The organism is Adhaeribacter pallidiroseus, from assembly GCF_003340495.1.
GTDB lineage: Bacteria > Bacteroidota > Bacteroidia > Cytophagales > Hymenobacteraceae > Adhaeribacter > Adhaeribacter pallidiroseus.
Map to the genome: position 1 here is coordinate 2,971,395 of NZ_QASA01000001.1, position 23,920 is coordinate 2,995,314.

Sequence of the window (23,920 nt, forward strand, 5' to 3'; positions counted from 1 at the left end):
GCTTAATCATCGTCGCGCTCGCCGCGGCGGAGTTCGTCTACGGAACGCATTACTTTTTCCCGGAGCGAGTTGCGGTATTTTTCTAAACGGTCGGCGATAGCCGCATTAAATGTACCCAGAATTTGCGCGGCCAGTAAACCGGCATTTTGGGCGCCGTTTAAAGCTACCGTAGCCACTGGTATGCCACCCGGCATTTGCAAAATAGATAACACCGAGTCCCACCCATCAATAGAGTTACTGGATTTCACCGGTACGCCAATTACGGGCAAAGTAGTCAGGGAGGCCACCATACCGGGTAAATGAGCTGCCCCTCCGGCACCGGCAATAATTACCCGCAACCCGCGCTTGCGGGCATTTTCGGCGTATTCTACCATGCGGTGCGGCGTTCGGTGCGCCGACACAATAGTTAACTCAAACGGAATATTCATTACCTCTAAGATTTCGGCGGCGGGCTCCATTACTTTTAAATCAGATTGGCTGCCCATAATAATCCCGATTAATGGAGTGGATTGATTACTAGCGGATGTTTCGGTCATGCTTTTACTTTAATTACTTCTTTTACCTTATTTGCTTTTTGCGTGGCTTCGGCTACCGTAGCCGCCGTAATAATTACGTGTCCCATTTTCCGGGCCGGCCGGGTAAATTTCTTACCGTATAAATGAATACTGACTCCCGGAATAGCCAAAGCTTCCGGCAAACCTTCGTATTGCGCCAGGCCCGAAAAACCCGGTTCTCCGAGTAAGTTGAGCATTACGGCGGCGCTATGGCCCTGGGTATTTCCTAAAGGTAAATTTAAAATAGCCCGTAAGTGCTGTTCAAACTGCGACGTAAGATTAGCTTTATACGTATGGTGCCCGCTGTTATGCGGCCGAGGGGCCACCTCGTTTACTAATATTTCACCTTCTTTGGTCAGGAACATTTCTACGGCGAGTAAACCTACCATGTTTAAGGCCTGAATAACTTGTTTAGCAATTTCCTGGGCTTGTGCGGCTATTTCCGGCGAAATAGCCGCCGGCGAAAATAAATAATCTACCAGGTTGTGCACCGGATGAAATACCAGTTCCACTGCCGGAAAACAGCTTACCTCCCCGTTCGGATTACGGGCTACCAACACGGCCAGTTCTTTATCGTAATCCACTAATTTCTCCAGTACCGTGGGCGCTTCAAATCCCTTCTCGAAATCAGTGGGACTCGTCAGGCGAGTTACTCCGCGGCCGTCGTAGCCCAAGGTGCGTAATTTTTGAAAGGCTGGCAAAAAATCAGCTTGTTCTAATAATTCTGTTTTGTTCTGGAGCAACCGAAAATCGGCGGTGGGTATTGCGTTATTTTTATAAAATTCTTTTTGTAAGCCTTTGTCCTGAATGATTTTTATTACTTCAGGCTCCGGAAACACGTGTACGCCTTCTTGTTTTAATTGCAACAGAGCCGCGGTATTTACGTGTTCAATCTCGATGGTTACTACGTTACACTTTTTTCCGAAAGCATAAACGGTATCGTAATCGGCAAAGCTACCCACCACGAATTCGTTACATAATGATTGGCAGGGGGCTTCCGGGTCCGGATCCAGAATTAACGTGTATAAATTTAAATCAATCCCGGCTTGCAGCAGCATCCGGCCCAATTGGCCGCCCCCTAAAATACCGAGTTTAATTTCTCCTTGCATGGTTGTTTTTTATTTAACGGATGAAGCCCAAAAGTAAGCAATTTATTTATTTGCCAAAGTATCAGCCAGCAGCCGTGCCATAAACTAACTAACTGTTCACTATTATTTATTTGTTCGTTGTTGGTATAAATAATTTTAAATAATTAAAACGCAAAATAGCCTGTTCGCTGCAAAGATTTCGGTGAAATATTGATTACTTACTTTCATTATTAAACACGTGCGGGCTTTCTCCATTTTACGTTCTTACCATTTATAACACGCTTTTAAAACAACCGTATGGGCCAGTTATAAACTATTACTACCTTTACTTTTATTTTTTAAATTTTAATCAGGCTCCGGTTCATGGAAATTTTGCTGGCTACCTTTTCGGCGCTTTTCTCGGTGGTAAATCCTTTTGGAGCTATGCCGGTATTTTTAACGCTTACCCAAGACGACACCCCGGAACGCCGGCGGCAACAGGCCTTAAGGGCCTGCTTATACATGATCGGCATTTTAGCGGTATTTTTCTTAGCCGGCCAGTATATTTTAAATTTTTTCGGTTTACGCATTCACGATTTACGCATTGCCGGCGGAATCATGATTTTAAAAGCCGGAATAGATTTACTCAACACCAAGTCTGACGCGGGCCGTAAAGTATCGAAAGATGCCGTGGAGGAAAGCATAAGCAAGCCCGATATTTCTTTTACGCCGCTCGCCATGCCCATGCTATCTGGCCCTGGTGCTATTGCCGTAAGTATTGGTTTGTTTACCCAATCTTTGTCGTACACCGATATGGCTTTAATTATTCTGGCCATTGTGCTGTTGGCCATTCCCACGTATTATATTTTAATTTTTTCGCCGAAACTTATCCGGGTAATGGGCAAAGCCGGTTTAGAGGCCTTATCTAAAATCATGGGTTTTATCGTGCTTTCGCTGGGGGTGAATTTCATTACCTCAGCTTTAATTGCGTTGTTTAAGTAGTCCACAGTCCACAGGTTAAAGTTTTTAGTTGGTAGTTGTTGGTTGATGGTTTAACACCTCCGTTTTTAAATTATTTGTGCTCCACAAGCCATAATTTAATTTTTTAAATTTTCGGCGCGTCAGGTGAGTTTTTGATATACTAAAATTTAAAAATAAAGGAATCTTCAACTTTAGACTTTTAATTAGTGCCTACAGCCCATAGTTTTAAAACCAGAAACCAGAGACCATACACAATCAACCGCAGACTATGTACCATCCGACTGTGTACTACGACCCCTCAACTGTGGACTGTGGACCATGGACTATCGACTAAAACTATTACCTTTGCCGCATGGAGTTAAAGAATGATTTAATATTACGAGCCGCCGCCGGCGAACCAACGGAACGGACTCCCGTCTGGCTCATGCGGCAAGCGGGCCGGATTTTACCGGAATACCGGGCAGTGCGGAGCAGCGTAAGTGGCTTTAAAGAATTAGTAGAAACCCCCGAGCTCGCCTCCGAAGTAACCATTCAGCCGGTAGATATTTTGGGCGTAGATGCCGCCATAATTTTTTCGGACATTTTGGTGGTACCGGAAGCCATGGGCTGCACCTACGAGATGATCGAACAACGTGGGCCCATTTTTCCGCAAACCATTCAAACTCCCGATGATGTTAAAAACTTACGCGTAGAAGAAGCCCATTTTCAACTGCACTACGTGTACGAAGCTATCCGGATAACTAAACGCGCCTTAAACGGCCGGGTACCTTTAATTGGGTTTGCTGGCGCTCCCTGGACTATTCTGGCTTACATGGTGGAAGGCAGCGGTTCTAAAACATTTTCCAAAGCCCGTAAACTTCTTTACACTTCGCCGGAATTAGCGCATACACTACTCGATAAAATTACCACGGTTACCATTAATTACCTGCAAGCCCAGGTGGATGCCGGAGCCGCGATGTTACAAATTTTTGACTCTTGGGCAGGCATTTTGCCGCCGGCGCACTACCACGAATTTTCTACCCGGTATATTGCCCGCATCTGCGATGCCATTACAACGGTGCCCGTTACTGTTTTTGCCAAAGGCGCTTTTTTTGCCTTGTCTGAATTTGCCCAATTAGATTGTCAAACCATTGGTTTGGACTGGAACATGAATATAGCCGATTCCCGGGCCGCGATTGGCTTTAACAAAACTTTACAAGGTAATTTAGATCCCTGCGCTTTATACGGTTCTTTCGATAATATCCGGCAAGAAACCATCGCCATGCTGCAAGCTTTCGGGCCTACCCGGCACATCGCTAATTTAGGTCACGGCGTTTACCCCGATACCGACCCCGATAAGGTGAAATGTTTTGTAGATACTATAAAAGAATACAGCAGCAAAATAAACGAGCCACAATCTGTAACGTAGCGCTTATTTTGGCGATTTCGGATTAAGCCTACTTGTTAGCGCCTAGATAAATGGAACTCATAACATTTGTTTTAATTCACCTGATAACTCCAGCGTTTGGCTTAGCAAGCTATCTTTTTTAAAAAAAGGAAAATTTTAAAAGAATTAGTTGAAAACCCTCCTCTAATCGACTTTTTTTTATTTTTAGTATTTACGGCGGAATACTGCTAATTATTTTAACCGAAATATTTTGGAAATGGTCCGCTATGGCTTCTTTAGGTGCATTTTTCCTGATAGTTCCGGGTATGCTTATGATGGGCTTAATTGCTTACAGAAACTATAAACTCAGGTATATTTCTGTTTACCATAACTTCGCCTTTAAAAGCGGATTATTTTATTGTTTTATGATGGCGGGTATTTTTTTGGTTGGTAACCTTTTATATAAAGGTTAAATACTCGTGCAGTTATTTGATAAACCAAACCTTTAATTTACGGCGGATTTTGTATTAACTCCATCATGCGCAAAGTAAATCTTATCAAAATTTAAAAAAGCCGCTTTTTAAAGCGGCTTTTTTAAATTTTGATAATCTATCGCTATTCTAATGGCTCGTCGTCTTCGTTGTTTTCCGGGTTGCTTTCGTTCTCTTCTTCGCCGGCATCTTGCCGAAGTACCGTATCTGAATCATCCGTAAGCGCATCTAATAACTTATTTACTTCCGTAGCTTTTTCTGTTTCGTTTAATTTCTCGAACGATACCGCTAAGTTGCGCAACGCTCGTTTAATAATGTCCGGATTAGAGCAAGGCTCATAAAAGATATCGACCGGGTGCAAGTTTAGCTGCAAAATATACGAATCAATATCGGCTTTCGATAAGATTAAGCCTCGGTTATACACATTAATATAAAACTGGTAGCCGTCCTTTTTGTAAGTCAGAATAAATAAGTTCGGCAGATTAACCCCGTAAACCGGCAAGCCTAGCTTTTGCGCCACGGTCAGGTAAATAACGCATAAAGTTAACGGATTGCCTCTTTGCGTTTCTAGTGCCAGGTGCAGCATGGAATTAGCCGGCGAATGAAAATTTTTAGTGTTAGCCGAAAACTTATAAATGCGGAATAAAACGTGATTTAAGGCTTTGATTTGGTCGTAAGGATGCATATCTGGTTTAATGTGCAACCAGGCTTCGTAATAAATCTGGTCCAGCGTTTTATTAATTACCGCTAAATCAGCATCTGGGTATTGGTAAGTATTCACTAACCACATGCCCTCGATTAAACTCTGTCCTCCTGTTTTTCGCCAAGTGGCTAATCTACTTAATAAAGATTCATACTGTAGTTTATGAATCAGATCTTCGATTTTTTTCTGTACCTCGGGGTTAATGCTTTCTTCCCAGTGTTCTTCTAAAAAAGGAATTACCGGCTCACCCAGCGATACAATTTTATCTTCTACGTGTACGGATATTTCCTGGTCCTCGTCGTCGAGTAAAGATATTAAAGCTTTTATTTCTTGATTTGTCACTCTTTAATAATTAGAAATTAAAAATTAGAAATCCATTCCATATTGTTTTCTTATTTCTGATTAACACTAACAAAATTACCTGATCCCTGCGTTTCCTTTTTGCCGCGCTACTTAAAAAGAATTTTCGCTTCTTTCAAACGAAGGAAGGCGTACAAATTTCTAATTTTAAATTTTTAATTTCTAATTTATTTTCTTCAGGTTTGAATAACACCCACATTAAATGGTTTTTCGATGGGGGCATGGTTGGCCGCCGCAATGCCTAAAGATATTACCTGGCGCGTTTCTAATGGATCAATTATCCCGTCTACCCACAGACGGGCTGCCGCGTAATACGGCGAGAGTTGTTCGTTGTAGCTAGTAGTAATTTTATCTAATAATTCTTTTTCGGCCGTGGGCGTAATGGTTTCGCCTTTACTTTTTAATGAAGCTACCTGAATTTGCAATAAAGTATTCGCGGCGGCCGCTCCACTCATTACGGCCATTTGCGCGGTGGGCCAGGCGAAAATCAATCGCGGATCGTAGGCTTTGCCGCACATGGCGTAGTTGCCAGCCCCGTATGAGTTACCAATGATAATCGTAAACTTAGGTACTACCGAGTTTGCCATGGCATTTACCATTTTAGCCCCGTCTTTTATAATGCCGCCTTGTTCGGCTTTGCTACCTACCATAAATCCCGATACATCCTGCAGAAAAATCAAAGGTATTTTTTTCTGATTACAGTTCATGATAAACCGGGCCGCCTTATCGGCCGAGTCCGAATAAATGACCCCACCCATTTGCAGCTCGCCTTTTTTGGTTTTTACCATTTTCCGCTGATTAGCCACAATGCCCACGGCCCAACCGTCAACGCGGGCCAGGCCACAAATTAAAGTTTGCCCGTATAATTCTTTATAAGGTTCAAACTCCGAATGATCTACCAGCCGCCGGATGATTTCCAGCATATCGTAGGGCTTCACGCGGTCTGCGGGCAAGTAGCCGTAAATTTCAGCTGGCTTTAATTGCGGCGGTGCCGGAGTTGTGCGGTTGAAACCGGCTTTTTGGGGCTCGCCTATTTTATCGAAAATATTGCGAATGGCATCTAGACATTCCTGGTCATTTTTAAATTTATAATCGGTAACCCCCGAAATTTCGGTGTGGGTAGTGGCACCACCGAGCGTTTCGTTGTCCACCGATTCCCCGATGGCGGCTTTTACCAGGTAAGAACCGGCCAGAAAAATAGAACCGGTTTGGTCCACAATCATGGCTTCATCGGACATGATGGGCAAGTAAGCGCCACCCGCCACGCAGCTCCCCATAATCGCCGAAATTTGAATAATACCCATGGCCGACATTACGGCATTATTCCGGAAAATGCGGCCAAAGTGTTCTTTATCCGGAAATATTTCGTCTTGCAAAGGCAGGTAAACCCCGGCACTATCTACCAGGTAAATAATAGGCAGTTTGTTTTCCAGAGCAATTTCCTGGGCGCGTAAGTTTTTCTTAGCCGTAATCGGGAACCAGGCGCCGGCTTTCACGGTAGCATCGTTAGCCACTACCACGCATAAGCGGCCTTTTACGTAGCCCAGCATCACTACTACGCCCCCGCTGGGGCAGCCGCCGTGCTCCGGGTACATGTTTTCGCCGGCCAAAGCGCCAATTTCTACATATTCGGCACTTTCGTCTAACAAGTATTTAATTCGTTCCCGGGCCGTTAATTTTCCTTTTGCGCGCTGGGCTTCCAGCCGTTTCGTACCCCCTCCCACATACACGTTTTTCAACTTACTTTTTAGTTGATAGATCTGCTGTTTTAGTACATCTTCATTTTTATGAAAATCGGTAGTTTGTTCCATCGTAAACGGCTATAGCATAAAAAATCCGCCTGGAAGCGGATTTTTAAATTTAAGTTTATATTGGAGCAGTATATGAGCGGGTAGGTAGATAAAAATTTAAAAAAATGCTCCTGATTAGTTCTTTAGTACATGATTTACTCCTACCTGATGGGCGAAATGGAAAAATTATTTATTTTGTACTTCACCCACTACTCCCGTATTTTCAACAGTATTCGCATTCCGCACCTTATCCGCCGATTTTACATTATCTGCTTGCTTCACTTTTGTACCACCCCCAATTAACGAGAAGTGAACGTAGCGTTTGGGATTAGCTTTTAAATCCTGCAGCAAAGCATTTAAACTTTCGGTAGACGCGTTCATGTTCCGGTACAAAGAGTCGTCGTTCATAATTTTACCTAAAGTACCGCTATCCTGGTTAAATTTCTTAATCATAGATTGGGCTTCGGCTATGGTGGTGTTTAATTGCCGCACTGTGGTATTAATAGGAGCTCTTTTTAAAGTATCGGTTATTTGACTCAAATTAGTAGCTAACTGACTAAATTTTTGTTCTGTATTTTTTAAAGAAGAAGTAAGATCAGCCACGTTAGTAGTAATGCGGTTAATGTTGCGTTGGTTAGCTACCATTAAATTTTTTACGGCCTCGGTGGTAGCCTGCGTATTTAAGATAGTAGCTTGAATGCTGCGCTTCGCATCTTCGCCGAAAAAAGCATTTAATTTTAACAAGGTAGAGTCAATAGTACCTAATACCGGCATGGCTTTAGCCGTGAGCATATCCGTTATACTTTTTTCAACAAAAGGTGTTAAGGTTTCGCCGCCGGTAAACTGTTTAGTATTAGGCCGTAAGAAAAAGGTGATTGCTTTACCGCCTAATAAATCACTGTTCGATAAACTGGCAATCGTAGAGTCGCCAACGGCTATATCTTTATCCACGGAAAGCGTTACCCGGATTTTATTATTCTTATCTTTCAGAATATACATATCCTTTACGGTACCTATTTTCACCCCATTTAATACAATAGGAGCAGAAATATTCAATCCATCTACGCTTTCATACTCCACGTAGAAAGTATTACTAGAAGAGAATAAATCGCTTCCCCGAAGAAAGGTATAACCAAAATACAGCATTACTATAGCTACAATGCCCAGTAAAGCAACTTTTATTTCTTTAGAAAATTTCACGTAGGTTGTTTTAAGTTGAATTAGTTTGTGGCTTCGAGTTCTTGTTTATACTCTTTAAATGCCCGGTATATGCCTGAAGCAATATACGATTGTCCCGATTTATCGTTGAGATATTTTTCTTCTTCTGGATTTGTTAAAAAACCTGTTTCAATTAACACACTGGGCATGGCTGATTTCCAGAGTACTATTAAGCCGGCTTGCTTTACGCCGCGGCTTTTGCGGCTCACTTTATTTTCGAACTGGTTTTCGACCATCGAAGCAAAACGCAAGCTATTATCCATGTAAGCGCTTTGCCGGAGGGATAGTAATATATGACTCTGTGGCGAGTTGGGATCAAAGCCATCGTAGTTTTCTTTATACCCTTCTTCTTTTAAAATTACGGAATTTTCACGTTTGGCTACTTTCAAGTTTCCTTCGGAAGTATGCAACCCCATCGTGAAAGTTTCGGTGCCAAATGCCCCTGTTGGACCCGAATTACAGTGGATAGAGATAAATAGGTCCGCGTTATTTTTGTTAGCAATCCCAGCCCGGTCAATTAGTTCTACGAACACATTAGACTTCCGGGTATAAATTACTTTAACTTCCGGCAAATTTTCTTCGATTAAGTTACCTACTTGCAGGGCTACTTTTAAAGCTACATCTTTTTCTTTCGAAAACCGACCGCTGCACCCATTATCGTGGGCTCCGTGCCCAGCATCAATCACTACGGTTCGCACCCGGTTATCCCGGCGAATTAAGTTGGTACTAAATCCAGAAAAAACAAAAATCAGGGCCGGCAACAAAAATAAAACAATATTTCTCACGACTTTCGTTACATTAAAACTAATGATCTTACCTTTGCAAAAATATATAAAAAGCTAATTAATTCTGAAACGTTTACCACACATTTTGAGGATATTCCTAGCTATCGTATTTGCTTTGTCAGGAGTGATAAATGCCTGGGCGCAACAAACGCCCAACCGGACAACTACACCCCAAACGCCGGAAATTTTGGTGGATACCGCAAAAGTAAAACAAGATTCGATCCAAGGTGATATCACAACCACCATTAAATATACCGCTAAGGATTCTATTGTTTTAAACGTACAAAACCGGTTGGTTAATATGTACAACGACGCCAGTATTGATTATGGCACCATGTCGTTAAAAGCGCATACTACCCAATTAGATTATAAAACCAACCTGGTGAATGCGATTGGCTCCAAAGATTCGACGGGAAAAGCCTTAGGTACACCGCTGTTTAAAGACGACCAGCAAACGTATGAAGCCGAACAGATTAGCTATAATTTCAAAACCAAAAAAGGAAAGATCCGGGAGGTGGTAACTAAGCAGGGCGAAGGTTTTCTGCACGCCGAAGTAGTTAAAAAGACCGAAGGCGATGCCATGTACGGGATTCATTCGAAGTATACGACCTGCGATTTACCGCACCCGCATTTTTACATTAACTCGAGTAAAATGAAGGCGATACCGGGTAAAAAGATTTTTACCGGGCCATTTAATTTAGTTTTTGGCGATATTCCCACTCCCCTGGGTTTTCTGTTTGGTTATTTCCCGACGCCGAAAAAGCGCAGCTCCGGCTTAATTATACCAACTTTTGGGGAATCGCGGCAACGTGGTTTTTACTTACGCAACGGCGGATATTATTTTGTATTAAACGAGAATATTGATATGCGCTTAACCGGCGATATTTACTCGCTTGGCAGCTACGGCCTGCAGTTACAGTCGATGTACATTAAACGGTACCGGTACCGGGGTAATATCAGTATGAGTTATAGTTCTAATAAAACGCCGGTAACATCCGCCAGCGAGGCCACTATTGGGCCGGGCAACTTTAATCGCATAGAGCCTAAATCTTTTTGGATTAGTGCCAGCCATACGCCTACTACTTTACGCCCGGGCGGTAAATGGTCGGCCAGTGTAAATGCCGGTACGCAGTTTTATAACCGTCAGAACCGCTTCGATAGCCCAGCCTTGGCGCTTAATAATACGTTTAATTCCAGCGTACAGTATCAGTTTGCCAAACCTACCTCACCGTTTACCTTAACGGCCTCGGCTTTGCACAACATGAATACTACCACGGGTGTTCATAATTTCACTTTACCCGAAGCCACTTTTGCCGTAAACCGCCAAACACCGTTAAAATGGTTTCAGAAAAAAAGCAGCGGCAGCTGGTTCGAAGATATTGCTTTGAGCTATAATGTAAGTGCGCGTAACTTAATATCTACCCAAATTAACAGCAGCACTTTAAGTGGTGTCCCCAATTTAGTGGGAGGTAGTGCTGTGGATACGGTTTTAAAATTAAATGGTAAAAACTTCCGGCGTATTCTGGCTAATGCTGATTATGGCATTCAGCACTCTTTACCCATTACGATGAACAGCATTCGGCTGTTTAAGTTTTTTCAGTTATCGCCTGGTTTAAGTTACAACGAGACTTGGTTTTTTAAAAAATTCGATTACAATTATCTGAACAACTTAAACGCTGTGCGGATAGATACTACTAACGGGTTTTACCGGGCATATACCTACGCAGCCAATGCCAGTTTAAGTACCCGGGTATACGGTACCTATATTATCAAAGGCAAAAAAATAGAGGCCATTCGCCACTTGATGACGCCTAATATCAGTTACTCCTATAATCCGGATTTTTCAAAAAAATACACCCGCCAAGTGCAAGTGGGCCGGCGAGATATTGAAGATAATATTCCGATTCAATATTTACCAATTTACCGGAGTTTATACGGAGTTCCCACTTCTTTCCGGCAGAGCAACATGAACTTTAGCTTAACGAATAACGTGGAGATGAAAGTAAGAGCTAAATCGGATACCGCTAGTACCTTCGAGAAAGTGAGTTTGATTGATAACCTGGGGATTACTTCGGGGTACAACTTTGCCGCCGATTCGTTTCAGTTGCAAAATTTTAATATTCAGTTCCGGACTCTTTTGTTTAAAAAATTAAATTTATTCTCGAATGCCGTTTTTGATCCATACAAAATAACTAAGGAAGGTCGCCGGTTAAACGAGTATAGTTTAAGTAGCGGCCAATTAGCCCGTTTAGTTAATGCCAACCTGAATATGTCGATGGAATTGAACCCGGAGGCTTTGAAGAAGGGATCGCAAACCGCACAAGAACAAGCGCCGCGCACCAATCGGCCTTCGCTGGAAACCAATCAGAATCTAGTAGCCGAGTACGTTGATTTTAAAATTCCGTGGACTTTAAGTTTAAATTTTACGGCTTCCTATTTTAAAAGTACCTCGTTGCGTGCGGAGGATCAAATATCCAAATCGTTGGGGGTAGATGGTTCGGTAAACCTTACCGAGAAATGGAAAGTTACTTACAGCACCGGTTATGATTTTCAGTTTAAGCAAATGACGTATACCAGCTTAAACATTTACCGCGATTTGCACTGCTGGGAAATGAGTATTTCGTGGGTGCCGTTTGGGGAATATCAATCCTACTCCATTAATATTAATGCGCGATCTTCTATCCTGCGCGATTTAAAACTTTCGCGTAACCGGGGCATTAACTGGCGCTAGGCCTATTTAAATTAGAAATTATGAATTAGAAATTAAAAATTAAACTTAATATTACGCCTCTTCTGCTATCCGCGAAAGAGGTTTTTTTTAAGGATAGATTTTTATCAATTAAGAAAGAAGCCCGTATGGCAACTAGCATCTTACGTGATTTATAATTCATAATTTTCCCTTATGTCCGTTCATCGAAAAGATATAAAACTTATTACTACGCATCAGTTACAGGCCATGAAAGAACGGGGTGAGAAAATTTCGATGCTTACGGCCTACGATTTTTCAATGGCCTCCATTCTGGATGGAGCTGGTATTGATGTGTTACTCGTGGGTGATTCCGCCTCGAATGTTATGGCCGGGCATACCACTACCCTACCCATTACCTTAGATCAAATGATCTACCACGCTTCCTCGGTGATTAGAGCGGTAAAACGAGCTTTTGTAGTGGTCGACCTTCCTTTTGGCTCCTACCAAGGTAACTCATCGGAGGCATTACGTTCCGCTATTCGGATTATGAAAGAATCCGGTGCCCACGGTATTAAACTGGAAGGTGGCAGTGAGATTAAAGATTCTGTAATCCGGATTTTAAGCGCGGGCGTGCCGGTAATGGGCCATTTAGGGTTAACGCCGCAATCTATTTATAAGTTTGGTACCTATACGGTACGTGCCAAAGAAGAACAAGAAGCTAAAAAGTTACTGGAAGATGCTTTACTGCTCGAAGAAATAGGGTGTTTTGCCTTAGTACTCGAAAAAATACCTTCCGAATTGGCTCGCCAGGTAGCCGAAGGTTTGCGTATCCCGGTAATTGGCATTGGTGCCGGTCCGGCCGTAGATGGTCAGGTCTTGGTTACGCACGATTTATTAGGCATAACCAAAGAATTTAAGCCCCGGTTTTTGCGACGTTACGCCGATTTAAATGACACCATGACAAAAGCCGTTAGCGAATACATAACGGACGTAAAATCACGCGATTTCCCTAGTCTGGAAGAAGCTTACTAGTAGCAGGTTATAAGTTGTAAGTGGCAGGTTGAATTGGTTTAAGGTTAAGAATTTTAAAAATTTAACCAGTTAAACAAGGTACATGGTTGAATATAAGAAATTTAAAATTCCCAAATACTTAAAACAGCTAAACAGTCATGTATTGCCAGTGGAAAGATTTTTTAATATTCGCAACATTACCACCCGTATATTTTTAAGCAATCAAATTACTCTGATCAGGTTAAAATTCTGCATTTTTATTTTACATTAAAAAGTGGTTGATATTGGGCAATTTATAATTTACGAAGATAACCATTTGATTGTAGTTAATAAACCCGCCGGCTTATTAGTACAAGGCGATGAAACTGGTGATGTACCTTTATCCGAATTAGTAAAACTGTATTTAAAAGAAAAATACCAAAAGCCGGGCAATGTATTCACCGGCGTCGTGCATCGCCTCGACCGGCCGGTTAGTGGCCTTGTTTTACTGGCCAAAACTTCCAAAGCTTTAGCGCGCATGAATGAGCAGTTTCGAAACAATACTGTTCAAAAAACCTATCTGGCTATAACTAATCATCCGCCCATTCATACCCAGGCGCGCTTAATTCATTGGCTCGTTAAAGACGAAAAACGCAATACAACGCAAGCACACGTAAAAGAAGTACCTAACAGTTTGCGGGCTGAGTTAAGTTATCAGTTCATCCGTCAGGAAGCAGAATTTAGCTTATTACAAGTAAATCCTGTAACCGGCCGGCCCCACCAAATACGGGTGCAGTTAGCCAGCCAAAAAAGTACTATTGTGGGCGATGTAAAATATGGCGCTCCGGCCTTATTACCAAATAAAAGTATTTGCCTGCATGCCTTTTTTTTAAAATTTCTGCATCCCGTACGCCACGAACCGGTTTTTGTATCGGCGCTGCCACCTGCTACTTATCCCTGGAATTTGTTCCAACAACAAATAAACCTCCTTGTTTCCAAACCATGAATTTTAGCAATTTTACGTGAAAAACTTTACTATAATTTCAGAAGTTTAGGCTTGGTGTTGTAGCTTTGTGAACTTAATAGGAACAAAACTGTTTTACACTAAACTCCATTATTGTAGTTTTCACCTTCAAATATTATTTTATTAAAGATGCCCATCCTTATATTTTTCGTTGCGCACTGGTACTTATCTTTATTTGTTCAAACATTTTACCTGCACCGGTATGCGGCTCATAAAATGTTCACTATGAATTCTTTCTGGGAAAAATTCTTTTTTTTGCTAACGTATATTGCCCAGGGTTCTTCGTTTTTATCGCCGCGGGCTTACGCTATTTTGCATCGCATGCACCATGCATTTTCCGATACCGACAAAGATCCGCACTCCCCGCATTTCTCCAATAATGCTTTTACCATGATGTGGAAAACCAAAAACATTTACAACAATGTGTTGCATAAACGTGTAGAAGCCGAAGAGCGTTTTGAAGGTAGTTATCCCTTATGGAATGCGATTGAAAAAGTTGGTGACACTTACTTATCCCGGATTGGCTGGGGCACTTTATACGTGTTATTTTACATTTCTTTTGCCACCCAATGGTGGATGTACTTGCTGTTGCCGCTTCACTTTTTAATGGGGCCGATACATGGAGCTATTGTTAATTGGAGTGGTCATAAATACGGTTATCAAAACTTCGACAATAACGATAAATCCCGCAATTCCCTGTTTTTTGATTTTTTAACCGGCGGGGAGTTATTTCAGAACAATCACCACAAATTACCTAACCGGGTTAATTTTGGCGTAAAATGGTGGGAAGTAGATCCTACTTATCCGGTAATTTGGGCACTGGATAAATTAAGAATTATTCGCTTAAAAAAAGTACGGGCTTAACTTTCCGTATTAACTTTATATGCAAAGTCTCTTTATGCTGTATAAAGAGACTTTTTTTATTTTTACTCTTTAGCAAAATAAAAACAAGCTTACCTTTAACTATTTAACTATAAAATAAGGAGTGCCTAAAAATCATCCCCTTTCTCTTGTAGGTTACATTGCAGCCGGTGTCCTTATTTTCACAATACAAACACATTTAATCGGGCAAGCAGGTTTTTTTGATTACGATTCGGCCCGCAACTGGCAGATTGTGCAGGAAATTGGGAATGGTCATTTTGAACATTTATTTCAACACGCCAGTCCTACTTTTTTTCTGTTTTATGCTTGCTTTACGTTTTTTGCGTTAAATTTTCAGTTTTATATTCTGGTTAACTGCTTGTTTAATGTGCTGGCCATTTTGCTCATTGGCCGATTTGTAGCTCTCCAGGTTAATTTAACAGCCTTCTTTACTTTCCTTCTATTAATATTTACCGGTTTATCGGGCTACTTAGCCATCAATGGCCGCTATTTTACCATAGAAGCACCTAGTTTATTCTTGTTTGCTTTTCTTTTACCCCAATATTACAAACGCTTTCGGGAACACAGTTATAGCGCTTTTCTCCAGGTAGCTGGACTTTTAGCAATAGGGCTGACAATTAATTATAAGTTTTTGCTGCTGTTGCCAATTGCCCTGGTTTTAGAATATATTTATTTCGACCGAGCTCTGCAGAAAAAACATTTAATTTACAGCGGGCTGATTCTATTATTGCCGTTTGTTTTTTATGCTGGGATTGCCGCGCTGGTAAACTTACCTTTTTACCGTTTTCCGGCGGTTTACTATACGCTTATTCATAATTACCAAGTTCCGAATCCAAGTGCCCGAGTTGGTTTTTTAAATGTAGACTTATCCTTTTATTTGCAATACTTCTTACGGTTTGAATCCCCTTTAGTGGTGGCAGGCCTATTTCTTTTTCCGCTATTATTTCGGCGGCAAATTTTTATACCGTGGCGCAAAACGACCATTCACGTTTGGGGATACTTATTCTGGATTATCCTGTTATACGTTGCCGGCATGCATTTGCTCCAAAAAGCTCCACGGGGTTTATTTCTGGTATACAGTTTATTATACGCTATTACCTTCGTGAGCAGCTTGCACTTAATCAGGAATAGAATATTGCTGGTTGGTTTAATTTCAACCAGTATTATTTACCAAGGTTTTGTATTGCAAAAAGAAGTTTTCGCCTATGCGAACACTAGTTATCCGTTGGTAGTAAATTATTTACAGCACCGCCACATTACTAAATTAGCCAGCGCCGTTGGTTTAGGAATAACACCCTTTGCCCAAAAGGCTAACCTCGAAGTAACTTTGGTTTTTAATGAAGCGCAATTGCCTGCTTTAAAAGCACAAGGTTACCGTTATGTGTTGCTCGATGATTATTATCTGGCCGCTAACATCCTAAATTTTAAAAAAATAGAAAAAATTACTCCGGTTGCAACCTGGTCAGAATCTAGTTTAATGGTGCCCTATTTATACCTAGATCAAAGTGAATTTACCGGCTTTTCTTACGAGCAAGCTTTACAAGCCAGACAACATGCTGTCCAGGACTCCATTCAATTACGATTAATTCTGATTCCATAATTGTTTAAATTTAGTTTCAGCATCTGTTCTAAAACAATTAAATAGCTTAAGCAGAGTTTGGTTACTTGGGCTTTACAGTTCAGCAAAAAGTATTGGTTTGCACTTTCTCGTCCCCTGATAAAACCAAGGATTACAATTCAGCTGGTTATTCAAAATGTAACTATCCTATTGATCGTAAGGCAACTAAAATTTAAAAAATAGTAGATAAGTAACAGGACAAAATTAAGTTGATAAAAACCTGAGTTTAAGTATTTGATTATTAATCTATTAACGATCTTACAACGAACAACTAAAAACGACCAACTACTTAGTATTACAATTATAGGAATTGATGATCTTTAACTACAGCATTATTTACTGGATGTAATACAATTTTTAAAAAAGTTTCTTATCTTTGCAACCTCAAAAAGACGGACGGGTTCCGTCGCTTAACAAAACGTTAGTTTATTATGCCTGTTAAAATCAGACTGGCCCGCAGAGGCCGTAAAAAAGCTGCCATGTACGACATTGTGGTGGCAGACTCCAGATCCCCACGTGATGGAAAATTTATCGAAAAATTAGGTACTTACAATCCCAACACCAATCCGGCTTCCATTAATTTCAACCAGGATAAGGCTTTTACCTGGGTAATGAACGGTGCGCAACCTACCGATACTGTAAAAGCCATGCTTTCGTATACGGGAATATTGTTTAAAAAGCACTTACAGATTGGAGTAGCTAAAGGCGCTTTAACGCAAGAGCAAGCCGATTCGAAATTCCAGACCTGGAAAGATGAGAAAGAAGCTAAAATTCAGGGCAAGCGCGAAACCTTAAACTTGAAAAAATCCGATGCCGCTAAAGCTGCTTTAGACAACGAACGTAAAATTAACGAAGCTCGCGCCGAGGCGCTCCGGAAACGGGCCGCAGATGCTGCCAAAGCTGCTGAACCGGCAGCTCCAGCGGAAGACGCTGCCGAAGCACCGGCCGCCGAAGAACAAGCTTAATTTTAATTATCTACCATGAATATTGATGCCTGTTACCAATTAGGTTACATCGTCCGGACGCATGGTATTAAGGGCCAGGTAATTGCTTTTTTTGATGTAGATTACCCGGAAGATTACGAAGAATTGGAATCAGTTTTCCTGCTTATTAGCGGAAAGCTGGTTCCTTTTTTTATTCAAACCATTGACTCGCAAGCTAAAAACCGGTTTCTAGTTAAATTTGAAGATACCGATACTATTGAGCAAGCCGAAAGGTTAAAAGGTATCTCCTTGTACCTGCCCCTAGAATCCTTACCTGACCTGGAAGCAGACCAATTTTATTATCATGACTTAATTGGTTATACTATTGTGGATGAAAACTTAGGTAAACTGGGAGTAGTAAAAGAGTTGTTTGAACTTCCGCACCAAGATTTAATGGCTATGGATTACCAGGGCGCCGAAGTTTTAATACCCATGCAGGATGAAATCATACTTCGAGCGGAAAAAGATACGCAAACCTTATACGTGAACCTGCCCGAAGGCTTGGTAGAGGTGTACACTCAGGCTGGTAACAGCAGGGAGGAAGAACCCGACGACGATGCGGTTTGATATTATTAGTTGCCAGCCCGACTTACTCGATAGCCCTTTCGGCCATTCTATTTTAAAACGCGCGCAACAAAAAGGCCTGGTAGAAATTTACGTGAATGACTTGCGTAAATATGCCATCAATAAATACGGCCAGATTGATGATTACGCTTTTGGTGGGGGCGCTGGCATGGTAATGATGATTGAGCCCATTGCCAAATGCTTAGCCGAATTACAAGCACAGCGCGAATACAATGCCGTTATTTACATGACTCCCGACGGAGAAACCTTAACCCAGAATACCGTGAACCGGTTCTCTCTTTTACAAAATATTATAATACTATGCGGGCATTACAAAGGAGTAGACGAACGGGTTCGCCAGCATTTTATCACGCATGAAATTAGTATTGGTGATTATGTATTATCGGGAGGTGAACTGGGTGCAGCCGTTTTAACCGATGCTATAATCCGAATTTTACCGGGCGTTTTAAATGATGAATCATCGGCTTTAACCGATTCGTTTCAGGATGGTTTACTGGCCCCGCCGGTTTACACCCGACCGGCTGATTACAATGGCTGGTCGGTACCTGCCGTTCTGCTTTCCGGTGATACTCCTAAAATAGAACAATGGCGCTTTGAGCAAGCAGTTGCCCGCACCGAACAACGCCGTCCGGATTTACTGCATTAATCTATAGTCTACGGTCCACAATCCCTTAAAATATTATTAAACGGCCGAGTTTTCAAAAGTATTTCTGCTATTCATTTTCTGATTTTTTAACTTAAAACAGGAACGATTACTGAGTAATACAGTCTACTAACTATCAACTAATTTTTTGTTTTTACAAAAAATTTTCTATCTTTGCAGTCCGAATTTTGAAGATACGTTATAATCCATTATAAGAGCCATGAGCCAATTATTAGATCTCATTCAACAAGAATACAATGAAAAGCGCGCCGGTATTCCTGATTTCGCTGCTGGTGATACCATTAACATTCACGTAAAAATACGGGAAGGTAACAAAGAACGGATTCAGCAGTTTCAAGGAGTTGTGATTCAGCGTAAGAACCCGAATAGCAATGGTGAAACTTTCACGGTACGTAAAGTATCTAACCAAATTGGTCTGGAACGTATTTTCCCTTTATTATCACCAAACATTGAGAAAATTGAAGTTATCCGTCGTGGTAAAGTAAGAAGAGCCCGTTTGTATTATCTCCGTGGTCTTTCCGGTAAAGCTTCTAGAATTAAAGAACGTCGTTTTAAAACGGCTTAATTCTAATTATTTAAAAAATAGCCTTTCATATATTAAAAACAGAAGGCGCTGACCAGAAACTGGTTAGCGCCTTCTGTTTTTAATTAGATTCTCTCCAATCTTCTTTTAACTTCTATCTTGAAACGTATTTTAAATATTTTATAATTTGATTAATGTTTACGTACATACAATTAACACAATTTTTCTTTGCAGTTAGCTACCCACTACAAATTGTAAATAGCAAGTATTTCTTTATACAAAGGGGCTGCTATTTACTATTACGATCATCCATTCCGCAGAAAGAAACAAACACAACAAAAACTGGTATATTGGTAATTTAATAGAAAAGTAAAATTATGTCTAACGAAACAGAAATACGGGAAGCTGTAAAATCAGGTGATATTGCGCAGGTAAAAGCCTTATTATCGAATGAACCAGATTTAATTCATGCAAAAACTGATGACCAGATTTCAGTAGTCTTGTTAGCCACTTACCAGCGGAATCCGCGCTTATTAGAAGTGTTACTGGCTCATGACAATTATAAGCTCAGTATATTTGAAGCAGCTGCTTTAGGAGAAAACGACCGGGTTCAGGAATTGCTGAACGAACAACCGGAATTACTGCATGCCACTTCCCCGGATGGGTTTAGTCCTTTAGGTTTAGCAAGCTTTTTTGGCCATCTGGATACCGTAAAGTTATTACTAGTAAAAGGAGCCGCGGTAAATGAACCTTCTAAAAATGCCTGGCAAGTGCATCCATTACACTCCGCAGTAGCATCTCGTAGCCTCGAAACCGTTACTTACTTATTGCAGCAAGGCGCGGCTATTAACGGCCAGCAACAACACGGTTTTACGCCGCTGCACACCGCTGCCCAACACGGCGATGCGGATATGATTAAATTACTACTGGAACATGGGGCTGATATTAATGCAGTAACGACTGCAGGCGAAACAGCTATGGACATTGCTCTTAAATGCAAGCACACGGAAGCAGTGCAAATGTTTGTAGCCGGTTAATTTTTTAAATTTTTTAAGGTACTAATTACTTCTTGCTAAAAACATTGCCATAGTATTTCTAAGATACAGCAGTTAAGTTACTAAATTTTAATGGAAACCATAGCGTACCTGTACGCGAACATCTTCCCGCTGGCTCCCCTGCATTTCCTCCAAACCTGAACCTAGGGTTTTCTGGTGGCGGTAATCTGTAGCCGAATACTTTAGCCAGAAATTAAGTTTGGCACTGGCTTTAAATTGTACCAGAAGGTAATAATGCGCTCCTACTCCGCTCAAAGCAGGCACGGAGAATGCATACAACACATCCCGCTCTATGGTATACTGGCGGTTATCGTAATTATCAGTGTCGAACAAGCCATAACGGGTACTAAACTGCCATTTTTTTAAATTTAGATTAATATCCTGCGCCATAAAATAACCTTGGGTAGTACTGCCTTCAACGATAAAAGAGCTCTGCTGTATCCGCGAACGTAAGTTTAGCTTAGGCGTAGGTGTATAATCTAGATATACCAAAAAGCTATGACGAAGGGTTGGGCTCACAAAATCAATCTGTTGATTTACCACTGGTGTATTTCGCCCCTTATTCTCCGTCCGGAATTGCGCGTATAGTAGAGCTGTTTTAGTTGGTTGGTATTGCAAACGTACTAAACTCTCGGATCCATGAGAAGGAGCATCTACCCGGTATTTTAGCCAAGGAAAGGTAAAAAGATCGTGATAGGCTGTAATTTCCCAGTGGGAAGCCGGTTTTATCTTTAAACCAAAGTACCAACCTTGCTCATTGTTATTGCGGGTGCTTTCGCCAAAGGCGTTCCCGTACGCAGAATGAAACTGACGACCGTAATTACGGTAAAGTACGGATGCTTCTACCTGCGCCGACAAACTCGCCAGTATCCCATTTACAGTTCCCCAGCCTCCGGTAGAAGAGCGGGCCGTTTCTCCGAAAAAATTTAAATTTTGCCAGCTATAGGCATAGTGCGTTCCGACACTTACAAGCTGCCGGCCAGTAAACTCAAATTGGTTATACGAGCGTGAGACGGGTTGCCGGGCTGCGCTGTATGTGGTGCGCAGAGCAGTTAAGCCAATTGTAAATGGAGCGTGTTTAGCCCGGTACAAAAAATTTCCGCCGGTTACGTGTTCCTCTATTCGGTGCTTCGCATTAATTTCGGAAAGGGTCCGGTGAAAGCCTGTGGCTTGAATAGAAGAAAAAGAATCGTCGGTAGCTCCATCTTCCGTTGCTAAAGTATCCGTGCTACTTTGCAGATTACCATCCAGGTTTTTCTGTGAGTAAAACAACGTTGATTCCCAGGAACCCCAGGTATAAGTAACAGCGGCTCCCCGAAAAAAAGCTGCCTCCAACACTGATGAATAAGGTCTGATACCTAAGTTGCTCCGGCGGAGGGTAGTAATTGTTTCGGCGCCTTTGCCCACGGCGAAACCGCCCGCCAGCAGTAATCCTTGGCCAAACTGCATCTGATAATCGCCTATTGCTAAGGTTTTAAACCTACCTTGATTATACAATTGCAGATGCGCGGAGTAAAAATCTAAGCCGTAACGCCGGGTATCCTTATCCCAAATCAACTGTTCACCGGCATCTTTTTCCGCGGTAAAGCCCACACTAAAATCACGGGCATGGCTGTTACGGTACCGAATGAGGTATTTGTTGGGGGAGCCCTGGTAACGGCTGGCAATTCTACCGGTGCTACTGGTATCAGCCAAAGTGTATCCCTTTCGTTGCTGCAGCGAACGGTCGTATCGAACTAAGAAATATTGGTTTTCTTCTTGTTGCATGCGGAGCCATAAAGGCTGTAATTGCGTGAGCAGGTTTCCTGCGGGTATAACCACAAAGGGCAGTAATTTGTAAATAGTAGCTAAATCAAATCCCGGAATAGCTTGTAATTCATAAGAACTTAACAAGGGACTGTTTAACCGCATATACTCCAGAAAGTTATTTACCTGCATCGGCGACAAAATAAATAATGATTCTAATTCTTCGCGATTGGTTTTGTTCAGGTTAATTGGTTGCTGATAGTATTGAAGAAGATTTTCGTAAACATCTTCGTATACCAGGTTGGCATTATCCGGTTGAGTGACAAGTTCCTGAGCTAATAATTCTAAATTTATAGCAGCACGCGGTACTTCCTGGGCCCATGTAAAAGTACTTGCCAGCCATAAAAAGCTGCCTAATATCAGCCTTAGCCACTTGTTGCTGCTTAATTCCATTTAAAAGATATGGCTAATTGATGGAGATTTCCTAAAACAGATTGGCGGCCAAAACCATAATCCAATTGCAACTGCTTGGCCTGGAAGCCAGTACCAAACGAAAATTGCTCCGTAGCAGTGGCTACACCGGTCCGTAAGGTGAGTTTTTCAATTAACTTGTACTCCAAGGCTACTTTTAAATTAACCGGGTATTCTAAATGCTTTTCGGCTTCGGTTATTACCTGCACTTGCTTAATAGGCTGGTACGATAAGCCGGCCCGCATCACTGTAGGCAGGCGTTCGTCCTGGTAATCACCGAGTTTTGCTTGATTGATGTTAAAAATGGATGCGCCAAAAACTAAATGCGGAACAACTTCAGACTGACCACCGAATGAAATAGCAATAACTTTTTTGCTACCTAATTCTTCCAAATGCGTTTGCAACAAATCGGCTTTAATACCTAAATTTACGGTACCCAGGCGGTGAGCAAAACCAATACCTAAGCGTTGTTCGTTGTACCATTGATCGCCGAATCTGGAACAATCTACCCCAAACGCTCCTGCTTTTTTGGTAGGAAATACGGCTTGCAGACCAACTGTAGAAAAGGCGGTAATGTTAAACCGGTTCTCAGCGAACACACCTAACTCCAATGCCTTTAATGAGGCAATGCCGGCTACATTGTTACGGACAGCCCAAACATCGGTTAAAGTTACGGACGCGCCCGATAATCCAGCGGCACGGGCACCGATAGGAAAAGGTTCATGAGCCGCATAAGTATTAGAAACCCAAAAGAATAAAATGAAACAAAAAGTTAACCGGGTAAAAACAACCATACTGTATTTTTAAATTTTCGCGCAATAGCATACTAATAAGCTTGTTTTTAAACCAGATTAATCTTAAATAACACCAACTCCATTGGTGCTAAACATCTGAAGCTGTTTAGACCGCGGTTTTCTTTTATCTGATAAAAAGAGTTGTAATCCAAGAAATACTAATTTTACACAAGCTTTAATCGCACGGAGCTGCTTAATTTTTGGTTGTAGAGTTACCAGTTAGATGGGTGAGTTATGAAATTCATGCAGTATTTCTTATTAAGCTTAGTGTGGGTTTATCAAAAAGTGCTTTCGCCTTTAAAAACACCCAGTTGCCGGTTTACGCCTACTTGTTCCGAGTACGCCGGACTAGCTTTACGCAAACATGGCTCTATTGTGGGAACTAAATTAGCGGTAAAGCGACTGGTAAAATGCCACCCTTGGGGAGGAAGCGGCTATGACCCTGTTCCGTAACTAAACCTTTGAATCAAATTTTAAAATACTACCTGAAATAACCCTAATGTAAATCTAACCCATTCAAAACTAAATATAAACTACCTACCATTTTTTGAAAAAGCAGTTATGCTTCTGACCTAACAAAA

General features: G+C 41.6%; 21 protein-coding genes. 13 read left to right on the top strand and 8 right to left on the bottom strand.

Annotated features, from left to right (window positions below):
• Positions 1-2: 2 nt before the first annotated feature.
• A complete protein-coding gene (purE, locus tag AHMF7616_RS11820) occupies positions 3-536 on the bottom strand; it encodes a 5-(carboxyamino)imidazole ribonucleotide mutase (protein ID WP_115373076.1) in 534 nt (177 codons plus the stop codon).
• Entirely contained in the window at positions 533-1,663 is a 1,131-nt protein-coding gene (locus AHMF7616_RS11825; protein WP_115373077.1) for a 5-(carboxyamino)imidazole ribonucleotide synthase, read from the bottom strand. The genes purE and AHMF7616_RS11825 overlap by 4 nt, the downstream gene beginning before the upstream one ends.
• A gap of 342 nt (positions 1,664-2,005) precedes the next feature.
• Between AHMF7616_RS11825 and AHMF7616_RS11830 the strand changes: the two genes are divergently transcribed.
• Both AHMF7616_RS11830 and hemE read left to right on the top strand, forming a co-directional pair.
• Positions 2,006-2,623, top strand: a complete 618-nt coding sequence (locus AHMF7616_RS11830) for a MarC family protein (RefSeq protein ID WP_115373078.1) — start codon at positions 2,006-2,008, stop codon at positions 2,621-2,623.
• Between the two features lie 331 nt (positions 2,624-2,954).
• Positions 2,955-4,010, top strand: a complete 1,056-nt coding sequence (gene hemE / locus AHMF7616_RS11835; RefSeq protein WP_115373079.1) for a uroporphyrinogen decarboxylase — start codon at positions 2,955-2,957, stop codon at positions 4,008-4,010.
• Positions 4,011-4,583: 573 nt separating this feature from the next.
• On the opposite strand, the gene AHMF7616_RS11845 is transcribed toward hemE, so the two are convergent.
• From AHMF7616_RS11845 to AHMF7616_RS11860, 4 genes are all read right to left on the bottom strand, one after another.
• Positions 4,584-5,504, bottom strand: coding sequence for a transglutaminase-like domain-containing protein (locus AHMF7616_RS11845; RefSeq protein ID WP_115373081.1), 921 nt, complete (start codon positions 5,502-5,504; stop codon positions 4,584-4,586).
• 194 nt (positions 5,505-5,698) lie between these two features.
• Positions 5,699-7,333 (bottom strand): acyl-CoA carboxylase subunit beta, encoded by a 1,635-nt coding sequence (locus AHMF7616_RS11850; protein WP_115373082.1) that lies wholly within the window; start codon positions 7,331-7,333, stop codon positions 5,699-5,701.
• Positions 7,334-7,498: 165 nt separating this feature from the next.
• Positions 7,499-8,512: an MlaD family protein gene (locus tag AHMF7616_RS11855; protein WP_115373083.1), complete on the bottom strand. Its 1,014-nt coding sequence runs from the start codon at positions 8,510-8,512 to the stop codon at positions 7,499-7,501.
• Between the two features lie 20 nt (positions 8,513-8,532).
• On the bottom strand, positions 8,533-9,315 hold the full coding sequence (locus AHMF7616_RS11860) for an N-acetylmuramoyl-L-alanine amidase family protein (RefSeq protein WP_115373084.1): 783 nt from the start codon (positions 9,313-9,315) through the stop codon (positions 8,533-8,535).
• A gap of 85 nt (positions 9,316-9,400) precedes the next feature.
• Between AHMF7616_RS11860 and AHMF7616_RS11865 the strand changes: the two genes are divergently transcribed.
• From AHMF7616_RS11865 to AHMF7616_RS27500, 10 genes are all read left to right on the top strand, one after another.
• On the top strand, positions 9,401-12,046 hold the full coding sequence (locus AHMF7616_RS11865; RefSeq protein ID WP_147275669.1) for a putative LPS assembly protein LptD: 2,646 nt from the start codon (positions 9,401-9,403) through the stop codon (positions 12,044-12,046).
• A 171-nt stretch (positions 12,047-12,217) separates the two neighbouring features.
• Positions 12,218-13,036, top strand: coding sequence for a 3-methyl-2-oxobutanoate hydroxymethyltransferase (panB, locus tag AHMF7616_RS11870; protein WP_115373086.1), 819 nt, complete (start codon positions 12,218-12,220; stop codon positions 13,034-13,036).
• Positions 13,037-13,289: 253 nt separating this feature from the next.
• Entirely contained in the window at positions 13,290-14,000 is a 711-nt protein-coding gene (locus AHMF7616_RS11875) for an RluA family pseudouridine synthase (protein ID WP_233507503.1), read from the top strand.
• A 147-nt stretch (positions 14,001-14,147) separates the two neighbouring features.
• Positions 14,148-14,882: an acyl-CoA desaturase gene (locus AHMF7616_RS11880; RefSeq protein ID WP_115373087.1), complete on the top strand. Its 735-nt coding sequence runs from the start codon at positions 14,148-14,150 to the stop codon at positions 14,880-14,882.
• Between the two features lie 121 nt (positions 14,883-15,003).
• Positions 15,004-16,500, top strand: a complete 1,497-nt coding sequence (locus AHMF7616_RS11885) for a hypothetical protein (RefSeq protein ID WP_115373088.1) — start codon at positions 15,004-15,006, stop codon at positions 16,498-16,500.
• Between the two features lie 449 nt (positions 16,501-16,949).
• Positions 16,950-17,483, top strand: a complete 534-nt coding sequence (locus AHMF7616_RS11890; protein WP_115373089.1) for a 30S ribosomal protein S16 — start codon at positions 16,950-16,952, stop codon at positions 17,481-17,483.
• Positions 17,484-17,498: 15 nt separating this feature from the next.
• Entirely contained in the window at positions 17,499-18,068 is a 570-nt protein-coding gene (gene rimM / locus AHMF7616_RS11895; protein ID WP_115373090.1) for a ribosome maturation factor RimM, read from the top strand.
• Positions 18,058-18,732: a tRNA (guanosine(37)-N1)-methyltransferase TrmD gene (trmD, locus tag AHMF7616_RS11900; protein ID WP_115373091.1), complete on the top strand. Its 675-nt coding sequence runs from the start codon at positions 18,058-18,060 to the stop codon at positions 18,730-18,732. Before rimM ends, trmD begins: the two co-directional genes overlap by 11 nt.
• A 217-nt stretch (positions 18,733-18,949) precedes the next feature.
• A complete protein-coding gene (rplS, locus tag AHMF7616_RS11905; protein WP_115373092.1) occupies positions 18,950-19,315 on the top strand; it encodes a 50S ribosomal protein L19 in 366 nt (121 codons plus the stop codon).
• 335 nt (positions 19,316-19,650) lie between these two features.
• Positions 19,651-20,310: an ankyrin repeat domain-containing protein gene (locus AHMF7616_RS27500; RefSeq protein WP_115373093.1), complete on the top strand. Its 660-nt coding sequence runs from the start codon at positions 19,651-19,653 to the stop codon at positions 20,308-20,310.
• An 87-nt stretch (positions 20,311-20,397) separates the two neighbouring features.
• Here AHMF7616_RS27500 and AHMF7616_RS11915 read toward each other — a convergent pair whose 3' ends face one another.
• Both AHMF7616_RS11915 and AHMF7616_RS11920 read right to left on the bottom strand, forming a co-directional pair.
• Complete coding sequence (locus AHMF7616_RS11915) at positions 20,398-22,527, bottom strand: ComEA family DNA-binding protein (RefSeq protein WP_233507505.1); 2,130 nt, start codon at positions 22,525-22,527, stop codon at positions 20,398-20,400.
• Complete coding sequence (locus tag AHMF7616_RS11920; protein ID WP_115373094.1) at positions 22,518-23,339, bottom strand: PorV/PorQ family protein; 822 nt, start codon at positions 23,337-23,339, stop codon at positions 22,518-22,520. Before AHMF7616_RS11920 ends, AHMF7616_RS11915 begins: the two co-directional genes overlap by 10 nt.
• 234 nt (positions 23,340-23,573) lie before the next feature.
• Between AHMF7616_RS11920 and yidD the strand changes: the two genes are divergently transcribed.
• On the top strand, positions 23,574-23,792 hold the full coding sequence (gene yidD, locus AHMF7616_RS11925; protein ID WP_317047601.1) for a membrane protein insertion efficiency factor YidD: 219 nt from the start codon (positions 23,574-23,576) through the stop codon (positions 23,790-23,792).
• Positions 23,793-23,920: the final 128 nt, after the last annotated feature.

Excerpts from the sequence above, each read along its gene's own strand:
- purE (WP_115373076.1), bottom strand. The coding sequence starts at position 536 with ATGACCGAAACATCCGCTAGTAATCAATCCACTCCATTAATCGGGATT.
- AHMF7616_RS11825 (WP_115373077.1), bottom strand. The coding sequence starts at position 1,663 with ATGCAAGGAGAAATTAAACTCGGTATTTTAGGGGGCGGCCAATTGGGC.
- AHMF7616_RS11830 (WP_115373078.1), top strand. The coding sequence starts at position 2,006 with ATGGAAATTTTGCTGGCTACCTTTTCGGCGCTTTTCTCGGTGGTAAAT.
- hemE (WP_115373079.1), top strand. The coding sequence starts at position 2,955 with ATGGAGTTAAAGAATGATTTAATATTACGAGCCGCCGCCGGCGAACCA.
- AHMF7616_RS11850 (WP_115373082.1), bottom strand. The coding sequence starts at position 7,333 with ATGGAACAAACTACCGATTTTCATAAAAATGAAGATGTACTAAAACAG.
- panB (WP_115373086.1), top strand. The coding sequence starts at position 12,218 with ATGTCCGTTCATCGAAAAGATATAAAACTTATTACTACGCATCAGTTA.
- AHMF7616_RS11880 (WP_115373087.1), top strand. The coding sequence starts at position 14,148 with ATGCCCATCCTTATATTTTTCGTTGCGCACTGGTACTTATCTTTATTT.
- AHMF7616_RS11890 (WP_115373089.1), top strand. The coding sequence starts at position 16,950 with ATGCCTGTTAAAATCAGACTGGCCCGCAGAGGCCGTAAAAAAGCTGCC.
- rimM (WP_115373090.1), top strand. The coding sequence starts at position 17,499 with ATGAATATTGATGCCTGTTACCAATTAGGTTACATCGTCCGGACGCAT.
- trmD (WP_115373091.1), top strand. The coding sequence starts at position 18,058 with ATGCGGTTTGATATTATTAGTTGCCAGCCCGACTTACTCGATAGCCCT.
- rplS (WP_115373092.1), top strand. The coding sequence starts at position 18,950 with ATGAGCCAATTATTAGATCTCATTCAACAAGAATACAATGAAAAGCGC.
- AHMF7616_RS27500 (WP_115373093.1), top strand. The coding sequence starts at position 19,651 with ATGTCTAACGAAACAGAAATACGGGAAGCTGTAAAATCAGGTGATATT.
- AHMF7616_RS11915 (WP_233507505.1), bottom strand. The coding sequence starts at position 22,527 with ATGGAATTAAGCAGCAACAAGTGGCTAAGGCTGATATTAGGCAGCTTT.
- AHMF7616_RS11920 (WP_115373094.1), bottom strand. The coding sequence starts at position 23,339 with ATGGTTGTTTTTACCCGGTTAACTTTTTGTTTCATTTTATTCTTTTGG.
- yidD (WP_317047601.1), top strand. The coding sequence starts at position 23,574 with ATGAAATTCATGCAGTATTTCTTATTAAGCTTAGTGTGGGTTTATCAA.